Source organism: Dyadobacter subterraneus, assembly GCF_015221875.1.
GTDB lineage: Bacteria > Bacteroidota > Bacteroidia > Cytophagales > Spirosomataceae > Dyadobacter > Dyadobacter subterraneus.
Genome location: NZ_JACYGY010000001.1, coordinates 1167595 through 1184167 on the forward strand (window position 1 = coordinate 1167595; position 16573 = coordinate 1184167).

Here is a 16573-nt window from a genome sequence, read left to right on the forward strand (position 1 = left end):
AAATTGTATTTAATTTGGTTGCAGGTGAAGAAGGAGCTTTTGAATAAATTATACTTTTCTATTGTATTATTGAATGTAAATGGGATCGTGATATAATCCGAAATAACATTAATGAAAACTTATATAGCGATTTTAAGAGGAATAAATGTCACGGGACAGAAAATAATAAAAATGGCGGATCTCAAAAAAATGTTTGAAGAACTGCCATTTGAAAATGTCCGCACCTATATCCAAAGTGGAAATATTGTTTTTAATGCAGAACCGAAAAGTGATCAGGATCTTGAAAAAACAATTCATGACAAAATTCAAAAAACCTTTTCTTTCTCAGTTCCTGTAATTGTTTTGGATGAGAAAGAGCTGAAAAAAGTCCAGCAGCATAATCCATTTTTAACCGGGCGAAATGAAGATTTGACGAAACTGCATGTAACGTTTCTAAATGCAATTCCGGAGAATAATCTTGTTGATAAATTAAGAGAAACCGCAAAATTTCTACCGGATGAATGGATTCTGGATGGAAAAACAGTTTATCTTTTTTGCCCAAACGGTTATGGTAAGACAAAACTGAACAATAATTTCTTTGAAAATAAATTAAAGGTTACTGCTACAACGAGGAATTGGAAAACGGTTAATGAGTTGGTTTCGATGACTTTTATGTAATTCAATGATAACATACGTGTTTTTATTTTTGTTTTTGCACGTGTAATTCGGTAAATTGCTAGACGATAAATAACAATAGCATGAACACAAAATTGACATTAACCATCGAAGATTCAGTTATTGACCAAGCTAAAAGATATGCCAGGCAAGAGGGTAGGAGTTTGTCGGATCTTGTAGAAAACTATTTAAAAGCTGTAATTGCAGATCCAGAAAAACAAATAGAATTAACGCCTATTGTCAAAGCTTTACGTGGATCATTTAAGGCACCAGCAGACTTTGATTACAAAGAAGAATTAGTAAAAGGTTTATCCGAAAAATATTTGTAGAGTGAGGAAAGTCTTAATTGATACAGATATAATCTTAGATTTTTTCTTTGACCGTCATCCATTTTCTGATAATGCCGTAAAGATATTTTCATTGCTGGAATCTGGTGAAATTAAAGGATTTGTGACACCACTGACATACAGCAATGTCTATTATTTGCTGAAGAGAACGGCCAGTCATAGCTACGTAATAGATAAGCTTAAACTGTTATTTCAAATTACTGATGTACTTACAATGGGAAAAAATACTGTGTTACAAGCTTTGAATTCTGACTTTTCAGATTTTGAAGATGCTTTACAGAATTTTTCAACTGCTGATTACAGTGAGATACATGTTCTGATCACCAGGAATGTTAAGGATTACAAAAATAGTAAAATGGCTGTGCTGACACCTGATAGTTATTTAAAGATCAGGGAGAATAATTGAAATAATTTATCCACTTACACCCAAATCATGGAAGATTCATCAAGACGCAAATTTTTACAAAATGCCGGATTGGCTTCATTGGTATCGATTTCGCCACTTACGGAGGAGCCGGAAAGAGCCAGTGAGCTTTTTATACATCACGTTCTTTTTTATCTGAAAGATCCAAATAATGCTCAGGATGAGGCTAAACTTTTGGAAGGATTGAAAAAACTTGCAAAAGTACCACAGATACAGTTTGTCAATATCGGCAAACCGGCATCAACAAGTCGTTCTGTCATTGTGAGAGATTATACTTTTTCGTGGATGTGTTTTTTCAAAAATATTATTGAAGAAGAACTTTATCAGACACATCCGATCCACGACGAATTCCGTCGGGACTATGCGCATTTATGGGAAAAAGTTGTAATCTATGATTCCGTAGGACCTAAGAAATTATCCTAGAAATTGATTTAATAAAGATAATCCAAAACAGGTAATCGCAGGTTGCCTGTTTTTTTGTTTAAATCGGTGGATATTTAACTTTTACGAGTATGAATTTCTCTGTCTGTTCTTAGTTTCCCAGCTTGTAATTTTTAGAAAATAAATAAAATCCGTATTCAGTTTTGAAAAATATATATTATTATTCTCTGCTTCTTTGTTTGCTGGCAAATTGCTCACAGGGACAATCATCACCTGAAAATATCCATCTGAATCAAATCGGCTTTTATCCCGGCGCTACTAAAATTGCAGTGGTTTTGGGAGAAGAAAATAGCGATTTTGTTTTGAAAGATTCCGGATCAAAAAAGGTCGTTTTTACCGGGAAACTTGGAGAAGTTCGTAAAAGTCCATATTCAGGTAAAGCCGGGAGAATTGCTGATTTTTCCGCCTTTCAAAAATCCGGTAATTATGTTTTGGAAGTACCAAAAGCTGGAATTTCCTATGCTTTCGATATCCAGCCTGAAATTCATAAGAAAATAGCGGTCGCGGCTATTCGCGGATATTATTACCAAAGAGCTTCCGTGGCATTACCCGAAAAATTTGCCGGGAAATGGGCCCGCGCCGAAGGCCATCCGGACGATAAAATATTAATTCATCCATCTGCCGTTTCGCCTGGAAGACCGGAAGGTACCGTCATAAGTTCGCCCAAAGGTTGGTATGATGCCGGCGATTACAACAAATACATTGTCAATTCAGGAATAACGATGGCTACATTATTGTCGGTTTACGAAGACTTTCCTGATTATTTTAAAAACCTGAAAACCAATATTCCTGAAAGTAATAATGCTGTTCCTGATTTGCTGGATGAGGTTTTGTGGAATCTTCGCTGGATGATAACCATGCAGGATCCGGGTGATGGGGGTGTGTATCACAAACTGACAAATCCAAGATTTGACGGAATGATCATGCCGGAAGCGTGTAAAAACCCGAGATATGTGGTTCAGAAAAATACCATTGCCACGCTGGATTTTGCGGCAGTTATGGCGCAATCTGCCAGGGTTTTTAAGCGCTTTGAGAAAGAATTGCCCGGACTTGCTGATTCCTGTAAAACAGCTGCGTTGAAAGCCTGGGCGTATACAATTAAAAATCCTTCTCTTGAATATCGCCAGAATGAAATGAATAAAACATTTGATCCGGACGTTGTTACGGGTGCCTATGAAGACAAGGATGGAAGTGACGAATTGATCTGGGCTGCGAGCGAAATGTATATCCTGACAAAAGATGAATCCTATCTGAAAAATATCTCATTTGGAACGGATAAACCTATGCCGCTTCCTTCGTGGAGCCAGGTAAAAGCGCTGGCTTATTATACCATGATTAGAAATGAAAAACAGCTTGGCGCTGTCGATCAGCAATATCTGCGTTCTATCAAAAAAAGCGTTATAGATTTTTCTGATGATCTTCTTATCGATTTGGAAAAGCAGCCTTATCAAACTGTAATGGGCAAAAATGCGAAAGATTTTGCCTGGGGAAGTAATGCCGTTGCCTCCAATCAGGGAATTGCATTGATTCAGGCATATAAGCTGACTAAAAACAAAAAATATCTTGGCGCAGCTTTGGGCAATCTGGATTATATACTTGGTAGAAATGCCACAGGATATTCTTTTCTAACAGGTTACGGATCAAAACAGGTGATGCATCCGCATCATCGTCCGTCTATTGCTGATGGAATTTTGGAGCCGGTTCCGGGACTTTTATCCGGCGGACCTAATCCGGGACAACAGGATAAATGCGCCGGTTACCCTAATAATTTTGCAGATGAATCCTTTCTGGATGCGGATTGCTCATATGCTTCCAACGAAATCGCGATTAACTGGAATGCTCCGTTTGTCTATGTAGCCGTAGCAATTGAGGCTTTGTATGGTAAGTAATTTCTGATTTTAAAGCAAAATACAAAAGAAAATGACACCAAATTTTGGTGTCATTTTCTTTTGGTAATAGTATTACAAAGTATCTTTTACAGTTTTCACCGGCACATTCGGATCTGTTTCGTTATAACCTTTTTTGTTGGTCATATTTTCACTTTCCGATTCATTGATTGCTTCCTTTTTTATTTCTTTTGAAGATCTTTTGCTGTCATCTTCCTGTAAAACAGAATCGTTCTCCGGATTTTTTGGACCGGAGCGCGATGGTGATCCCCCTTCTACGTTCGTATTTTTATGTTCTTTGCCCATAATTGTAAGTGGTTTTTCAAAACATACTTCAATAATTGTTCCTTTGCCAGGTTGGGATGAATAGAAGTTAATAAGCGCTTGAAATTGTTTTGACTGATTATTTAATTCTACAATTTGAAATGGTTGAAATTTGAGAATATTTCAAATAATAATTCTGGTTGATTGAATTTGAAATTTAATTTATAGACTTGTTTTACAACCATTTAAGATCTTTTTAAGTCTTACAGAAAAATAAAACCAGTCTGCTATGAAAATCTCTGCACTACTTTTATTCGGGTTTTTGTTCCTTTTTTCCTGCAAGAAAAATAAAACGTCCATTGACATAGCTGCATGTGGCGTAAACAATCCTGTAACTGAACTTTCGTGGCTGACAGATCTGATTAAAAAGGCAAAAGATAAACATGAGGAAAACATCACCACGGTTACTCTTTTTGAGTGGAACGGAAAATCTGTATTTAACTATTATGTGAGTTATTGGTCCTGTTCTGGCTGCGTTAATTATTATTGCGACGGCACAAAACTGGATATGAGCAAATTTACCGAAGCTGAAACAAAGGAATTTCGTGAAAAATTATTTGATGCCTCTGGTAAAAAAAGAATTATCTGGCCCCAATAAAGGCTGAAATAAGGAGTAATGACATAAATATTGGGTAGGAAAGCAGAATTTATAAAAGATAGTTGTCACCGTAATGGTATACTTTTTAAATTGCAATTTCCAAAACTCATACCATGTCTTACTCATCTAATAAAACAGCATTAATAATCGGTGCTACCGGCCTTGTTGGGAAGCAGGTTTTGAATTATTTACTTGCTTCACCTATATATAACCAAATAAAAATCCTGACCAGAAGATCCAGCGGCATACAGCATGAAAAGCTGAACGAAATCTTCTTCGACTTCGATAAACCGGATGCCAATCTCGTAAAAGCAGATGACATTTTTTGTTGTCTGGGTACTACGATAAAAAAGGCGGGTTCGGAAGAATCTTTCAAAAAAGTTGATTTTCAATATCCATTGCAAATTGGTCGTCTTGGGAAATTAAATGGCGCTTCCAAATATCTGATTGTCTCTTCCATGGGCGCCGATTCCAAATCTTTCATTTTTTATAACCGTGTGAAAGGTGAAATTGAAAAGGAACTGACTGACTTGCATTATGACACGCTGCATATTTTACGTCCATCGTTACTTCTTGGGGATCGGGGAGGGGAAACGCGCCTGGGTGAAAAAATTGGTGAAGTATTGGCAAAAATCCTGGATCCGGTCATGATCGGACCACTGAGGAAATATGCTGCCATAGATTCAGCCAAAGTGGCGAGAGGCATGTTAGAACTTGCTCAGTCGCCTCAAAAAGGAGTTTTTGTACATAATTCTGCTGAATTACAGCGCTTTTAATATGTCAATTTCAAATTTAAATATCCGTCCGGCAACAGAAAAAGATGAAGAAACAGTCTACAACATGATTTGTGATCTGGAAGACAGGGAGCTGGACCGAGAATCTTTTAACAATGTTTTTCATTCGAATCTTGCGCTGGATCGTATCAGATATATTATTGCAGAATTAGATGGTGAGGCGGTTGGTATGGGAAGTTGTCACACCCAGCTTTTGTTGCATCATGTGTGCGTTGTAGCAGAAATTCAGGAAATGTATGTGTCTCCACAACATCGTTCTAAACAAATCGGAAAAGCTTTGGTTGAAACACTAATTGATTTTGCAAAAAGTAAAAAAGCGCAGCAGATTGAAGTGACCTCAAATAATGTGAGGGAAAATGCGCATCGTTTTTATCAGAAAGAAGGATTTAAAAAGTCGCATGTAAAAATGGTCATGTACTTTTAGGTTATGATTTTACATAAAAAAGCATTTCCCAAATTCGGGAAATGCTTTCAAAACTACCTAAACCTTCAACTAATTTTTTAATATCTTCCTCTTGGGTTTCTTGCCCAGTTATCGTTGTTTCGTCTGCTGCTCATGGCTCGGGTTTGAGCCATCAATCGTTCCAGATCCTGGATAAGGTTTCTTTCTTCTCTTGGATTAAGTCCGCCACGGTGGCTGAATTTTCTTTCGCGAGCTTCGATTCGTTCGTATTCGTGCATTAAAACAGATGCTTCACGGGGATTTAACGTTCCTCTTTCAATACCAATCGAAATTTGACGGCGGGCATCTCGTTGCATGTCGTTAACAATATATCCGCGGTTATCACGAGGATTATTTTGATAAGCATGATCGCGATTATAATCGCGGTCGCGGTCATGACCATAGTATTGAGCAGATGCGTTAGTTAAACCAAATGCGATAAATGCGGCAACAAAAAGTATCTTTTTCATGGTTATATTTTTTAAAGTTCATGGGTTAGAGGAAAAGGATTGACATAGGTTTAAAACCGCTTTGTTAACGATTGTTAAGCGATAATAAAAAGATTAAATAGGAATATTTGTTGTTTTGTAAGTCGTTAAATATGAGCGGAATGAATAAAATTTATTTTTTCGGAAGGATTAATCTTTTTTGAAAAAGAAATTTGGGGCGTTTTGAAATCGTGAGTTTTTGTTTGAAAAATAGATTTGTGAAGCCTAGAAAAAAAATCGATGGGCTGACATTATTATGGTGTCGGAATTTGGATGGGGTTCTTAACGTGGAAAGGTGATTTAATTGACACTTTTGTATTATAATATCTTGGTAAGCCAGAATTATGCCACCCGTTCCGGGTTCGGGTTCAATGACACAGAGTTATTTTCTATAATAATGTTATCCCTTTGGGATTATAAAAATTGAAATGATTTAATGAAATTTAAATTTCAACAGGCAAAAAGCCCGAAGGGCTGAAATTATTATAGTATTTGGCTTTTGGGAGATTTGCCAAACCCCGAAAGGGTGGTATAATTTGTTATTTTGATATGATAAATTTAGATCAATTCAACTCCCGCTGAATCGCCTCCTGCGCCTCCAATAAAATCTCCTCCGCTTTTCTCCCTGCCGGTTCAATGGCAGGCAACGCTGTCCAGGAAAGTTTTGAAAATGATATTAAGGGGAAAATGCCTTTTGGATTGAAACGGCCGGTGCCGTCTACTGCGACTGGAACTATTAATGCATTTGGAGAACGTTTCAATAGCATTGCAACGCCGCCGGGAACGAACGGTTTCATAATTCCGCTGGCTGTTCTGGTTCCTTCCGGGAAAATTATTGCTGCTCCGGTTGTATCATGAACAAGTTTTCCAAGTCGTGAAATTTCGGCAATCGCCTGTTTCCCGTCTTTGCGGTTAATCAGTGCGGCACCACTTTTTCTAAGGTTGTATGAAATACTTGGAATTCCTTTTGCCAGTTCAATTTTTGAAACAAAAAGCGGATGACGTTTTCTTAAAAACCAGATGATGGCAGGGATATCAAAGGTGCTTTGGTGGTTTGCTACAAAAATAATCGGACGATCATCAGGAATTACAGCTGAATTTTTAAAAGTAACGCTGGAACCGGTAAGATATAAACCGTAGGTCAAAGAAAAATTAAGATAGTCGACTATTTTTTCATGTGCTTTTTTTCCGAAAACGTTGAGTGCCACGACCTGTGCTATATGGAAAACAAGCAATGAAAGCCCGAAATGAAGAAGATAAATGGTACTCAGGATATAGTCTATAATTTTTTTCATTCCTTTTTTATACTAAAATATTCCAAATGTACACCGATTGTGAAAATTTGTAAAGCAGTAAATGAGATTTGTCATGTATAACTTTCATTAAATTCCCGTACTTTGTGAAATTATATTGTAAGTTAAATTGAATCAACAATGGAAACCGAACTTTCAGCAGCACGACTTGAAGTCATGCAACATGTAGGAAAGGACCTCGATGCCCTGATGGCAGAATATCTGAAACCGATCGATCAAAATTGGCAGCCTACTGATTTTTTGCCGGATTCCAGCAAAGAGAACTTTTTCAATGAAGTGAAATTATTACAGGAAAGCTGCAGGGATTTGCCATACGACTATATAGCAGTTTTAATTGGTGATACCATAACGGAAGAGGCGCTTCCAACATACGAATCCTGGTTAATGGACGTGATCGGTGTGGATCAGGTTGATAATCCTTCCGGCTGGTCGAAATGGGTGAGAGCCTGGACGGCCGAAGAAAACCGTCATGGAGATCTTCTTAATAAATATCTGTATTTGTCGGGCCGCGTGAATATGCGGGCTATGGAAGTATCAACGCAGTATCTGATTGCGGATGGTTTTGACATCGGAACGGATCGTGATCCTTACCGTAACTTTATTTATACCTCTTTCCAGGAACTTGCTACGAACGTTTCTCACCGGAGAACTGCTACATTGGCAAAACAATTCGGAAATCCGCATTTATCAAAAATATGTGGTGTTATTGCTTCCGATGAGATGCGCCATGCCAAAGCTTACAAAGCATTTGTCAGCCGTATTCTGGCTGTTGATCCGTCTGAGTTAATGTTAGCTTTGGAGGATATGATGAAGAAAAAAATTGTAATGCCTGCTCACTTCCTTCGTGAATCTGGTGTGAAAATGGGTGATACATTCTCTCATTTCTCAGATGCAGCACAGCGTTTAGGAGTTTATACAACAATGGATTATATCGAAATTCTCGAATCTCTACTTGTAGAATGGGAAATCGGAACGATCAGAGAACTTAACTCCGGTGCTGAAAAAGCACGCGATTATTTGATGGCTTTGCCGGCGCGTTTACGCCGGATTGCTGACCGTACACGTATTCCGGAACTGCAATATGAATTCAGCTGGATTAGCAGATAATTGTATTTTTAGATATTAAAAACAGAAAGCCGGGCAATTGTCCGGCTTTCTGTTTTTAAAATTAGAACTATTTTACAAACTTCAATTTTTTGTGAACCTCCTTAATCCATAACCTCGCCATTAATTCATGGCCGGCAGGCATAGGGTGAATTCCATCCCAGATCCAGTAATCGGCAGGCGCTTTTTTCAGCGCTTCGTCAAAACCTCCCTGGAAATCGATGCAGATCGCATCAAAATCTTTGGAAAGACGTTTTACGATTTCCTGCCTTGGTCCTAATTCATTTTGATAAATTTCCCATTTTTCCTTCACCCTTCCCACAGGTAACAGAAAAGGAACGCCGAGAACTAACTGCACATCCGGCAAATCTTTCTTTGTTTTTTCTAAAACAGAACGGTAGTCTGTTTCGAATGATTGCGGCGTATTTTCTTTATTTCCCTTTACAGCAGCTTCGGTATCATTTACACCAACCAGAATATTAATCAGATTTGGTTTTAAATCCAGTGTATCTGTTTGCCAGCGTGCGGCGAGATCTGTGATTTTATTTCCGCTGATACCACGGTTGAAAAAATGGAATTCATTTTCAGGATGCTCAAACCATAATCTGCTTGAAATCAGATAAGCAAATCCATGACCCATGACGTGGTTCCAGTCCGTATTTCGGGTACGATTGCCATCTGTTATGGAATCGCCCTGAAATAAAAATGTGTATCCTTTCTCAATTTTATCTGTTTCATTTTTTTCAAAAGGATCAGCAGACAACATTTCTGGTAACATGATCCCAGCCGCACTGCCTAATATGGTTTTCTTTAAAAAATCTCTTCTAAGTGCCATGTCAGCAATTTTGGGTATTTTAATATTTGCTAACACAAGAATTTAAACCGATCAGCCTACTTATTGTGGATATGAAAATTCTATAATTATCTATTCTTTTTTGGAATTGAATATTTTCCAACAACTTCTCCATCATCACGCACCATTTTCAGGTTCAATTCTTTTTTATTAGCGCGCAGCTTGATCAACGTCCGGTTTCCTTCCAACGGCCCGCCTCCGATAACGATCGGGTAATTGTGCGTGGCGTCCGCATCATGTGTCATATAACGATGCGTGTGACCGGAAATCTGGATATCAATTTTGGCTTTGTTGAGTAACGGGCCAAAAACCTTTTGACAATGTAATGTTCCATGCCAGTCGCCGGAATGGTACGGGGAAATATGAATCAGCACAACCCGGAAATCTGCTTTTTTGAATTCATCACTGGCGATCTCCTTTTCCAGCCATTTCGCCTGAACTTCACGGTATTGGTCAAAAGCTGCAAGTCCGCCATATTCTATACTGTCGTCTGCCTTATCTTCACCTGAATCAAGAATCACAAATCGGATCGGACCGCGGGTAAAAGTGTAGTAAAATTTATTATCAGGATAGGCAAAATATTCAGGAATGTGTCTTGAAAAACTTCCCCGGCACTCGTGATTTCCCTGCGTAAGAATAAAAGGAAATTCGTTTGAGAAAATATCTGTTGTTGGTTTCAACAAATGATCTACCAATTGCTGCTCGTCTGTTAACCAGTCAAAGCAGTCACCATTGAAAACGACGAAGTCATAGTCGCGGGTATTTCCTGTATAACCGTGACGATAAAGCAATTGCGGGATTATTTGCGGACGGTCATGAATGTCGTTGAAAATAACCAGTTTGACTTCATCTTCATTAATCGCCGGCGTTTTAAATCCAAGCAAAGCGCCTGTAATGGTTTCTCCAAATTCAACTTTCGAATTTTTATAACCGGTTATTTCAGTCGAAACAATTTTGTATTTATGACTTACGCCCGGTTTGAGGTTGGTAATTGTAATTTTATGAATCCGGTTATTTGCCTCAATTAAACCGTTGTTGTAGGCAAAAGCTTTATGAATTGCATAATTTCCTTCGCCATATTCAACCCAGCTAAAACAGTTTTTGCTGGTAATCCACATTACAGTCACTTCGTCCGGACCAATATTCTGAAGATAAGGACCGACTACAAAATGATTTTTTTCTTCGGTATTTGCGGCTAATGTGGAGGCAGCAGGAAGTAAACTCAGCGCCCCGATTTGCGACATTTTTTCAAGAAATGACCTTCTGTCTGAATGCATTATGATAAGGATTTAGGAATAGTAATGTTGAAACTTACTTCTTATAAGCAGCTCCCATCAATATTTTAATGAGAACTGCTTTTGATATTATCTGACTGGATTACTACCAGCTAGGATTTTGAACAAGTTTTGGATTTAACAAAAGCTCCTGTGTAGGAATAGGATAGAGGTAATCCCGGGCTTCGTTAAACTTTTTGTTAATGTGCGCATTGATCACAATGTTGCCTCCTTTATTACCATTTTCCAGTAAAATTTCACTTCCCAGTTTTAATATCTGGGCATCCGGAACTGTTGGTTTATCGCCTTCATAAATCACCAGATCAACTTTCCCGTTTTTGTCAAGATCATAACTTCCCGGTCCCGGAAAATACATTCCCTTATACTGTTTTGTCAAAAGCTGACCTTCTTTCCAGCGGATAATATCATCCCAGCGGAAGAAATTTTCCATTACAAGTTCCACCCGTCTTTCACGTCTGATTTCCAGAATTACACCGGCATTACTTCCGCTTAATTGTGAGTATTGCTGTGCCTGATACGGATCCGGATTGCTGTTGGCGTCTGCCATGTCAATATTTGGCATACCGACACGATCGCGTGTCAATTTGGTAGATTTGTCAAGATCAGCCTGGGTCAATGTTCCTCTTTCCGCTTTTGCTTCGGCAAAATTCAGGAGAACTTCGGCATAACGGAAGATAGGCATGTCCGTGATATCTTTGTTGAAAGTATCCCACTTTGGTGCTGATACGAATTTGATCAGCTGATAACCTGTCACCGTTGCACCAAATTCCTGAACAAGCGGCGTGGTTTCTCCGATGCGGGTATAACCAGGAGTCCGGATTGTCTGGGATAAACGTGGATCGCGTTTTTGCGTTTCGTCAAAAAACTGCATCGTTTCGTAACCTTTGATATCTGTAAAACGAGAACCGTCGGCCATTAGATAGCTGTTAACCAGTTTCTTTTCAAGACCAGGTTTTCCGTAAGATGCAGTCATGGTGTAATAATTCAGGTTATGATAAACCTGCAATTCGTCACTGAAATCCCGCGCCAGAATCACTTCGTCAGGAATCGCGTTGTCGGAAGAAAAGAACTTTTGATAAGCTGTTGACGGCGTTGCTTTATAAATCGTATAACCGCTATTTTTCATCAGGTCTTCCGAAGCAGAAATGCTGGCATCAAGAAATTTGTCAGAACCGGAAAGTTTGAATTCCGGGTGATATTTCCGGTAAGTCCCTTCATATAAACCAATTCTGGATTTCAAAGCAAGCGCAGTCCATTTTGTGATCAGACTTACCTGACGCGTCGCATCCAGATTGGCGATGGCATAATCAATATCAGCCAAAACAGAATCCATTACCATCGCACGCGGATCACGTGCTTTGTTCAACATTTCCTGATCATTAGATTCGATGGTTTTGGAATACCATGGAACATCACCAAATCTTTTCACCATATTGAAATAAAAATAAGCGCGGAAGAATCGGGCTACTCCGTTGTATTTGGCAACTGCTTTTTTATCAGCACATTTGTCGGAATTGGCAAGGAAATAATTGATATTTCTAAGCGGCTCCCACTTCCATCCGCCATCGCTGGTTGGTACCACGCGTGTTCCCTGAAGCTCATCTCGGAGACTGTTTTTTACAACATTATCAACATCTTCATTGTACACATCTTCTGCGGAAGGCAGCACGTTGTAAAATGAATTAGTGTAAAGCATCAGGTCGTTTTCCGTATTGAAAAAGGTTTCCGGAGAAATGGCATCTTGCGGAAGCTGGTCCAGATTACAGGAAGCCATTCCGAACACTACGGCTATTGTTAAAAATATTTTTTTCATTGCTATAACTTGTTAATACCGGTTTTAAAAATTGAGGTTGAGGCCGACAGAAAATGTTTTAGATAGGGGATAAGTCCTGCCGTTTGTCGCATCACCGTCAAGTTGTTCCGGATCTATGTACTTCGATCTTAGTGGAGTATAAGTCAGCAGGTTTTCACCGCTCACATAAATCCGCGCTTTTGGAATATGTAATTTCTGAGTAAGTGTTGACGGGAAAGTATAACCGATCACAACATTTTTCAGGCGCAGATAACCTGCATTTTGGACATATTTGTCATTAGGAGCATTTAAATCTCCACCTCCGTTCAACGCAGTGTAACCTCTCAAAACAGGGAAATACGAATCCGGTTTTTCAGGTGTCCATACATCCTTTTCAAAATCTTTTGGAATGAATGAATAGTAAGGACGGGAGTATGGTCCCCAGAATTTATCGGCGTTATTGCCCGGATACCAGTTTTTGCGAAGAATTCCCTGCGTAAGTGTCGAGAAATCAAATCCATTCCAGGAAGCGCCAAGAATCAGACCATAACGGTAACGCGCTTTGTTATTACCGATTTTCTTCAAATCACCATGATTGTCCAAAGTATTAGCACCCTGATCGATTTTTCCGTTGCCGTCTTTATCTACAAAACGGATATCTCCTGCCTGTAACTTACTCCATTCACCCGGTGCGCTCAGCCTTTGTTTGTTCACGATTGACTGATCAACTTTGTAAGCCTGTGCCTCTTCGTTGCTTTTGAAAAAACCATCAATCGAGTACCCCCACATATCACCGATTACTTCACCTACATAATGGCTTGAAAGTAATTTGTTGGGATTATCAAATTTGGTAATTGTTGATTTTGAATCTGAAACGTTAAAAGTGGCATTGTAAGAGAAAGCTTTTCCGGCCAGTTTAAACTGATCACGCCATGAAATTGCCAGTTCGAAACCTTTTGTTTTTAAATCACCAGCGTTTTGCGTGGGAACTGGTGCTCCGTAAACTAATGGAAGTACGCGGCCGGGAATAAGCATATCCGTTGTTTTTCTGATGTATCCGTCAAATGCCAGATTTAGCCTGTTTTTCAAAAGGTCAACATCAAGACCGATGTTTGAAGTTGTCGCTTTTTCCCAGGTCAGGTCTGGTGAAATTGGATTCGGACTATTTACATAAGTCAGTTTTTGTCCATTATTTATCCAGCTCGATTGTGCCGTTGGCATAATGGAAATATAGGGATAGTAACTTGCCGAATTGGTATTTGGTGGCAGCTGATTTCCTAATGTTCCATAGGAAGCTCTGATTTTCAAATTGTTAACAACGATTTTCGCTGATTCAAAAAAGTTTTCCTCGCTGATTCTCCATCCGGCAGAAACCGACGGGAAAAATCCATAACGTTTGCCCGCTCCAAATCTTGAAGTTCCGTCATAGCGACCGTTAACTTCCAGAAGATATTTTCCAAGATAATCGTAGTTAGCCCTGAAAAATGCTCCGAACAATTCATATTGATAAGAATCACCCGTTGCAAGTTGCTCGCCAGTTCCTAAATCCAGGTCATTAAGACTTTCTGAAAGCAGGTTTTTACGTGCTCCAAATAACCGTTGATGCTTTTTTGTTTCGTAATTAATACCAGCCGTTGCTCCAAAATAGTGTTTACCGAATGTGTGATTGTAAGAAGAAAATACATTGACAACATTGGTCGGATCAAACCAGAATGTCTTTTTCAACTGATCGGTATTAAAGTTTGGAACTGGTGCAAGGATACCTGGCTGAATGGAATATTGGGCAACTGCGGAGCGGTACCAATCGTCGGCGATGTAAAAGGAATACGAGTGATTAGCAATTACATTCCAGTTTTTTGTCAGGTCAATGGTTACCGAGTTAATTGTTGTAAACTCATGTGCCTTTTTTTCTCCGCCAGCTACGCCTTTCAGAAGATTGGCAAACAATCCATCACCGATTGAATAGCTATTTTTCAGTGTATTGTAAGTAGCTGTTCCGTCAGGATTTTGGGGAGCATAAGCGGGCAAGGCATGAACAGTAATACCAACAAAATTTTCGTTAGCACCACCTTCCAAGCCTGGATATTTATATTTTGAGTCAAAATACTGGGTGTTGTTGCTGACTTTTAACCAGGGAGTCACCTGAGAATTGATCTTCGCCCTAAAAGTGTAGGAGGTGAATTTATCAGTATTGAGTTTCATCAAACCTTCCTTTGAAAAGGCAGATCCGGAAATAAAGTAATTAACTTTTTCGGTACCACCTGAAAGATTCAGATTATGTTGTTTTGATGGTTGCGTTGTGTTAATTACTGTCTTCCACCAGTCATAATTTCCGTAGTAATTATAAATATCTTTGCCGTTCACGTTTTTCACTACAATCCACGGACGGGCAGGATTTTCGGTTTTGTCAAAACGGCGGGCTTCCAGTTCCTTATAATCTTCATCAGAATAACGGGTGTAAGTATTTCCCGTAGCTCTTTTGAAAGCTTCGTCATTCATTTTGACATAATCATAACCATTGGTAAGAAAATCCGTACTTACTGTTGGCGTTGACCAGCCGAAATTGTTGCTGTAAGAAATGCTGGTCTTTCCATTTTTTGCGGTTTTGGTTGTTATCAGAATCACACCAAAAGCACCCCGCGCACCATAAATGGCCGAAGCAGCAGCATCTTTCAAGACAGAAACCGATTCCACATCACCGGGATTTATCCTGTTCATATCTCCCGGAATACCATCGATTAAAACCAGCGGACCGCCGCCATTAATAGAAGTTTCACCACGAACATTCAGGTTTCCTCCTTGTCCTGGACGACCGGTTGAAAAAGTAACATTCAGGTTAGGAATCATGCCCTGAAGAATCTGGGACATATTATTTAAAGGCCGGTTTTCAAGATCTTTTGACTGGATCTGACTCACTGCGCCGGTCAGGTTTACTTTTTTCTGAACACCATAACCAACCACGACCAATTCGTTTAATGCTTTGGTATCCGCGCTTAAAGTCACATCAATAAATGTGCGGTTGCCAACTCTTGTTTCCTGGGGCACGTACCCGACAAAGCTGAAAACCAGGATTGATTCAAGATTTGGAACTGTAAGCTCAAAAAATCCGTCGCTGTCCGTAGTTGTTCCGGCTGAGCTGCCTTTTAATACCACACTTACACCAGGCAAAACATCTTTTCCGTCCTCGGAAATTACTTTTCCTTTAACTCTGATTTCTTTGGTAAGCGGCGCGTTTAAAACTTTTTCTTCCAAAGGTGAAAATGCAGGTTCCTGTTTTTTTACACGATTTTTGGAAAGAATAATTTGCTGGTTCATTACCGAATATTCAATGCCATGCGGTAAAAAAATCTGGTTAAGTACCTGATCAAGTTTGGCTTTACTTGCGTTAACGCTTACATGCTCACTCAGCGAAACCTTGCTGCTGTAAACAAATTTGATCTTGATATCTTTCTGAATTTGTTCCAAAACCGACTGAATCGGCACATTTGATAAGCGGATGGTGATATCCTTGTTCAGGATAGACTGCGCTGTGCTTTCTTTTGCGTAACTGACGCTGGCAAGAAAAGCCATAAGAATCCATTGAAGCAGACTTATTCGCATAAAAAGTCGCCAGTTATATGGCTTGTTTGGTACCAATTTTTGCATAATTTTGATTGTCTAATAGTTTAAGCTCTGTTAGAAATAATCTGTTCTGCGCCGGTGGAACGGTGCAGGCAGGAAATCATTGGCCGGGAGTGGTGGAACACTTCCGGTTTTTTTGTGCCGGAAAATTTGTTAGTTCATGATTTTTGATCGGTTTGGTTAAGTTGAAAGGATTG

Annotated in this window: 16 protein-coding genes; 9 read left to right on the forward strand and 7 right to left on the reverse strand. The window is 39.2% G+C overall.

Annotated elements, in window-relative coordinates; genetic code table 11:
* The first annotated feature begins 111 nt into the window (after positions 1-111).
* The 5 genes from IEE83_RS04905 (at position 112) to IEE83_RS04925 (ending at position 3755) form a co-directional block, all read left to right on the forward strand.
* The gene (locus IEE83_RS04905) at positions 112-657 is read left to right on the forward strand and encodes a DUF1697 domain-containing protein (RefSeq protein ID WP_194119501.1); all 546 of its coding nucleotides are present in this window, start codon (positions 112-114) and stop codon (positions 655-657) included.
* A gap of 80 nt (positions 658-737) precedes the next feature.
* Positions 738-983 (forward strand): DUF6364 family protein, encoded by a 246-nt coding sequence (locus IEE83_RS04910; RefSeq protein ID WP_194119502.1) that lies wholly within the window; start codon positions 738-740, stop codon positions 981-983.
* A gap of 1 nt (position 984) precedes the next feature.
* Entirely contained in the window at positions 985-1407 is a 423-nt protein-coding gene (locus tag IEE83_RS04915) for a type II toxin-antitoxin system VapC family toxin (protein ID WP_194119503.1), read from the forward strand.
* Positions 1408-1434: 27 nt separating this feature from the next.
* A complete protein-coding gene (locus tag IEE83_RS04920) occupies positions 1435-1848 on the forward strand; it encodes a Dabb family protein (RefSeq protein WP_194119504.1) in 414 nt (137 codons plus the stop codon).
* A 161-nt stretch (positions 1849-2009) separates the two neighbouring features.
* Positions 2010-3755 (forward strand): glycoside hydrolase family 9 protein, encoded by a 1746-nt coding sequence (locus tag IEE83_RS04925; RefSeq protein WP_228101678.1) that lies wholly within the window; start codon positions 2010-2012, stop codon positions 3753-3755.
* Positions 3756-3827: 72 nt separating this feature from the next.
* On the opposite strand, the gene IEE83_RS04930 is transcribed toward IEE83_RS04925, so the two are convergent.
* A complete protein-coding gene (locus IEE83_RS04930) occupies positions 3828-4058 on the reverse strand; it encodes a hypothetical protein (protein WP_194119505.1) in 231 nt (76 codons plus the stop codon).
* 247 nt (positions 4059-4305) lie between these two features.
* Here IEE83_RS04930 and IEE83_RS04935 point away from each other — a divergent pair, with 247 nt between their 5' ends.
* From IEE83_RS04935 to IEE83_RS04945, 3 genes are all read left to right on the forward strand, one after another.
* Positions 4306-4674, forward strand: coding sequence for a hypothetical protein (locus tag IEE83_RS04935; protein ID WP_194119506.1), 369 nt, complete (start codon positions 4306-4308; stop codon positions 4672-4674).
* A gap of 113 nt (positions 4675-4787) precedes the next feature.
* The gene (locus IEE83_RS04940; protein WP_194119507.1) at positions 4788-5450 is read left to right on the forward strand and encodes an NAD-dependent epimerase/dehydratase family protein; all 663 of its coding nucleotides are present in this window, start codon (positions 4788-4790) and stop codon (positions 5448-5450) included.
* Position 5451: 1 nt separating this feature from the next.
* Positions 5452-5892, forward strand: a complete 441-nt coding sequence (locus tag IEE83_RS04945; RefSeq protein ID WP_194119508.1) for a GNAT family N-acetyltransferase — start codon at positions 5452-5454, stop codon at positions 5890-5892.
* A gap of 77 nt (positions 5893-5969) precedes the next feature.
* Here IEE83_RS04945 and IEE83_RS04950 read toward each other — a convergent pair whose 3' ends face one another.
* Together IEE83_RS04950 and IEE83_RS04955 are read right to left on the reverse strand one after the other, a co-directional pair.
* Positions 5970-6380: a hypothetical protein gene (locus IEE83_RS04950; protein ID WP_194119509.1), complete on the reverse strand. Its 411-nt coding sequence runs from the start codon at positions 6378-6380 to the stop codon at positions 5970-5972.
* Between the two features lie 581 nt (positions 6381-6961).
* Positions 6962-7693, reverse strand: coding sequence for a lysophospholipid acyltransferase family protein (locus IEE83_RS04955; RefSeq protein WP_194119510.1), 732 nt, complete (start codon positions 7691-7693; stop codon positions 6962-6964).
* A gap of 138 nt (positions 7694-7831) precedes the next feature.
* Between IEE83_RS04955 and IEE83_RS04960 the strand changes: the two genes are divergently transcribed.
* Entirely contained in the window at positions 7832-8818 is a 987-nt protein-coding gene (locus IEE83_RS04960; RefSeq protein WP_194119511.1) for an acyl-ACP desaturase, read from the forward strand.
* A 67-nt stretch (positions 8819-8885) separates the two neighbouring features.
* Here the strand turns inward: IEE83_RS04960 and IEE83_RS04965 are convergent, their stop codons facing one another.
* From IEE83_RS04965 to IEE83_RS04980, 4 genes are all read right to left on the reverse strand, one after another.
* Positions 8886-9650, reverse strand: coding sequence for an SGNH/GDSL hydrolase family protein (locus IEE83_RS04965; protein ID WP_194119512.1), 765 nt, complete (start codon positions 9648-9650; stop codon positions 8886-8888).
* Positions 9651-9736: 86 nt separating this feature from the next.
* Complete coding sequence (locus tag IEE83_RS04970; protein ID WP_228101679.1) at positions 9737-10945, reverse strand: purple acid phosphatase family protein; 1209 nt, start codon at positions 10943-10945, stop codon at positions 9737-9739.
* A gap of 103 nt (positions 10946-11048) precedes the next feature.
* Positions 11049-12776, reverse strand: coding sequence for a RagB/SusD family nutrient uptake outer membrane protein (locus IEE83_RS04975; protein ID WP_194119513.1), 1728 nt, complete (start codon positions 12774-12776; stop codon positions 11049-11051).
* A gap of 24 nt (positions 12777-12800) precedes the next feature.
* Positions 12801-16400 carry a TonB-dependent receptor gene (locus IEE83_RS04980; protein WP_194119514.1) on the reverse strand — a complete coding sequence of 1200 codons (3600 nt, stop codon included), beginning with the start codon at positions 16398-16400 and terminating at the stop codon, positions 12801-12803.
* Positions 16401-16573: the final 173 nt, after the last annotated feature.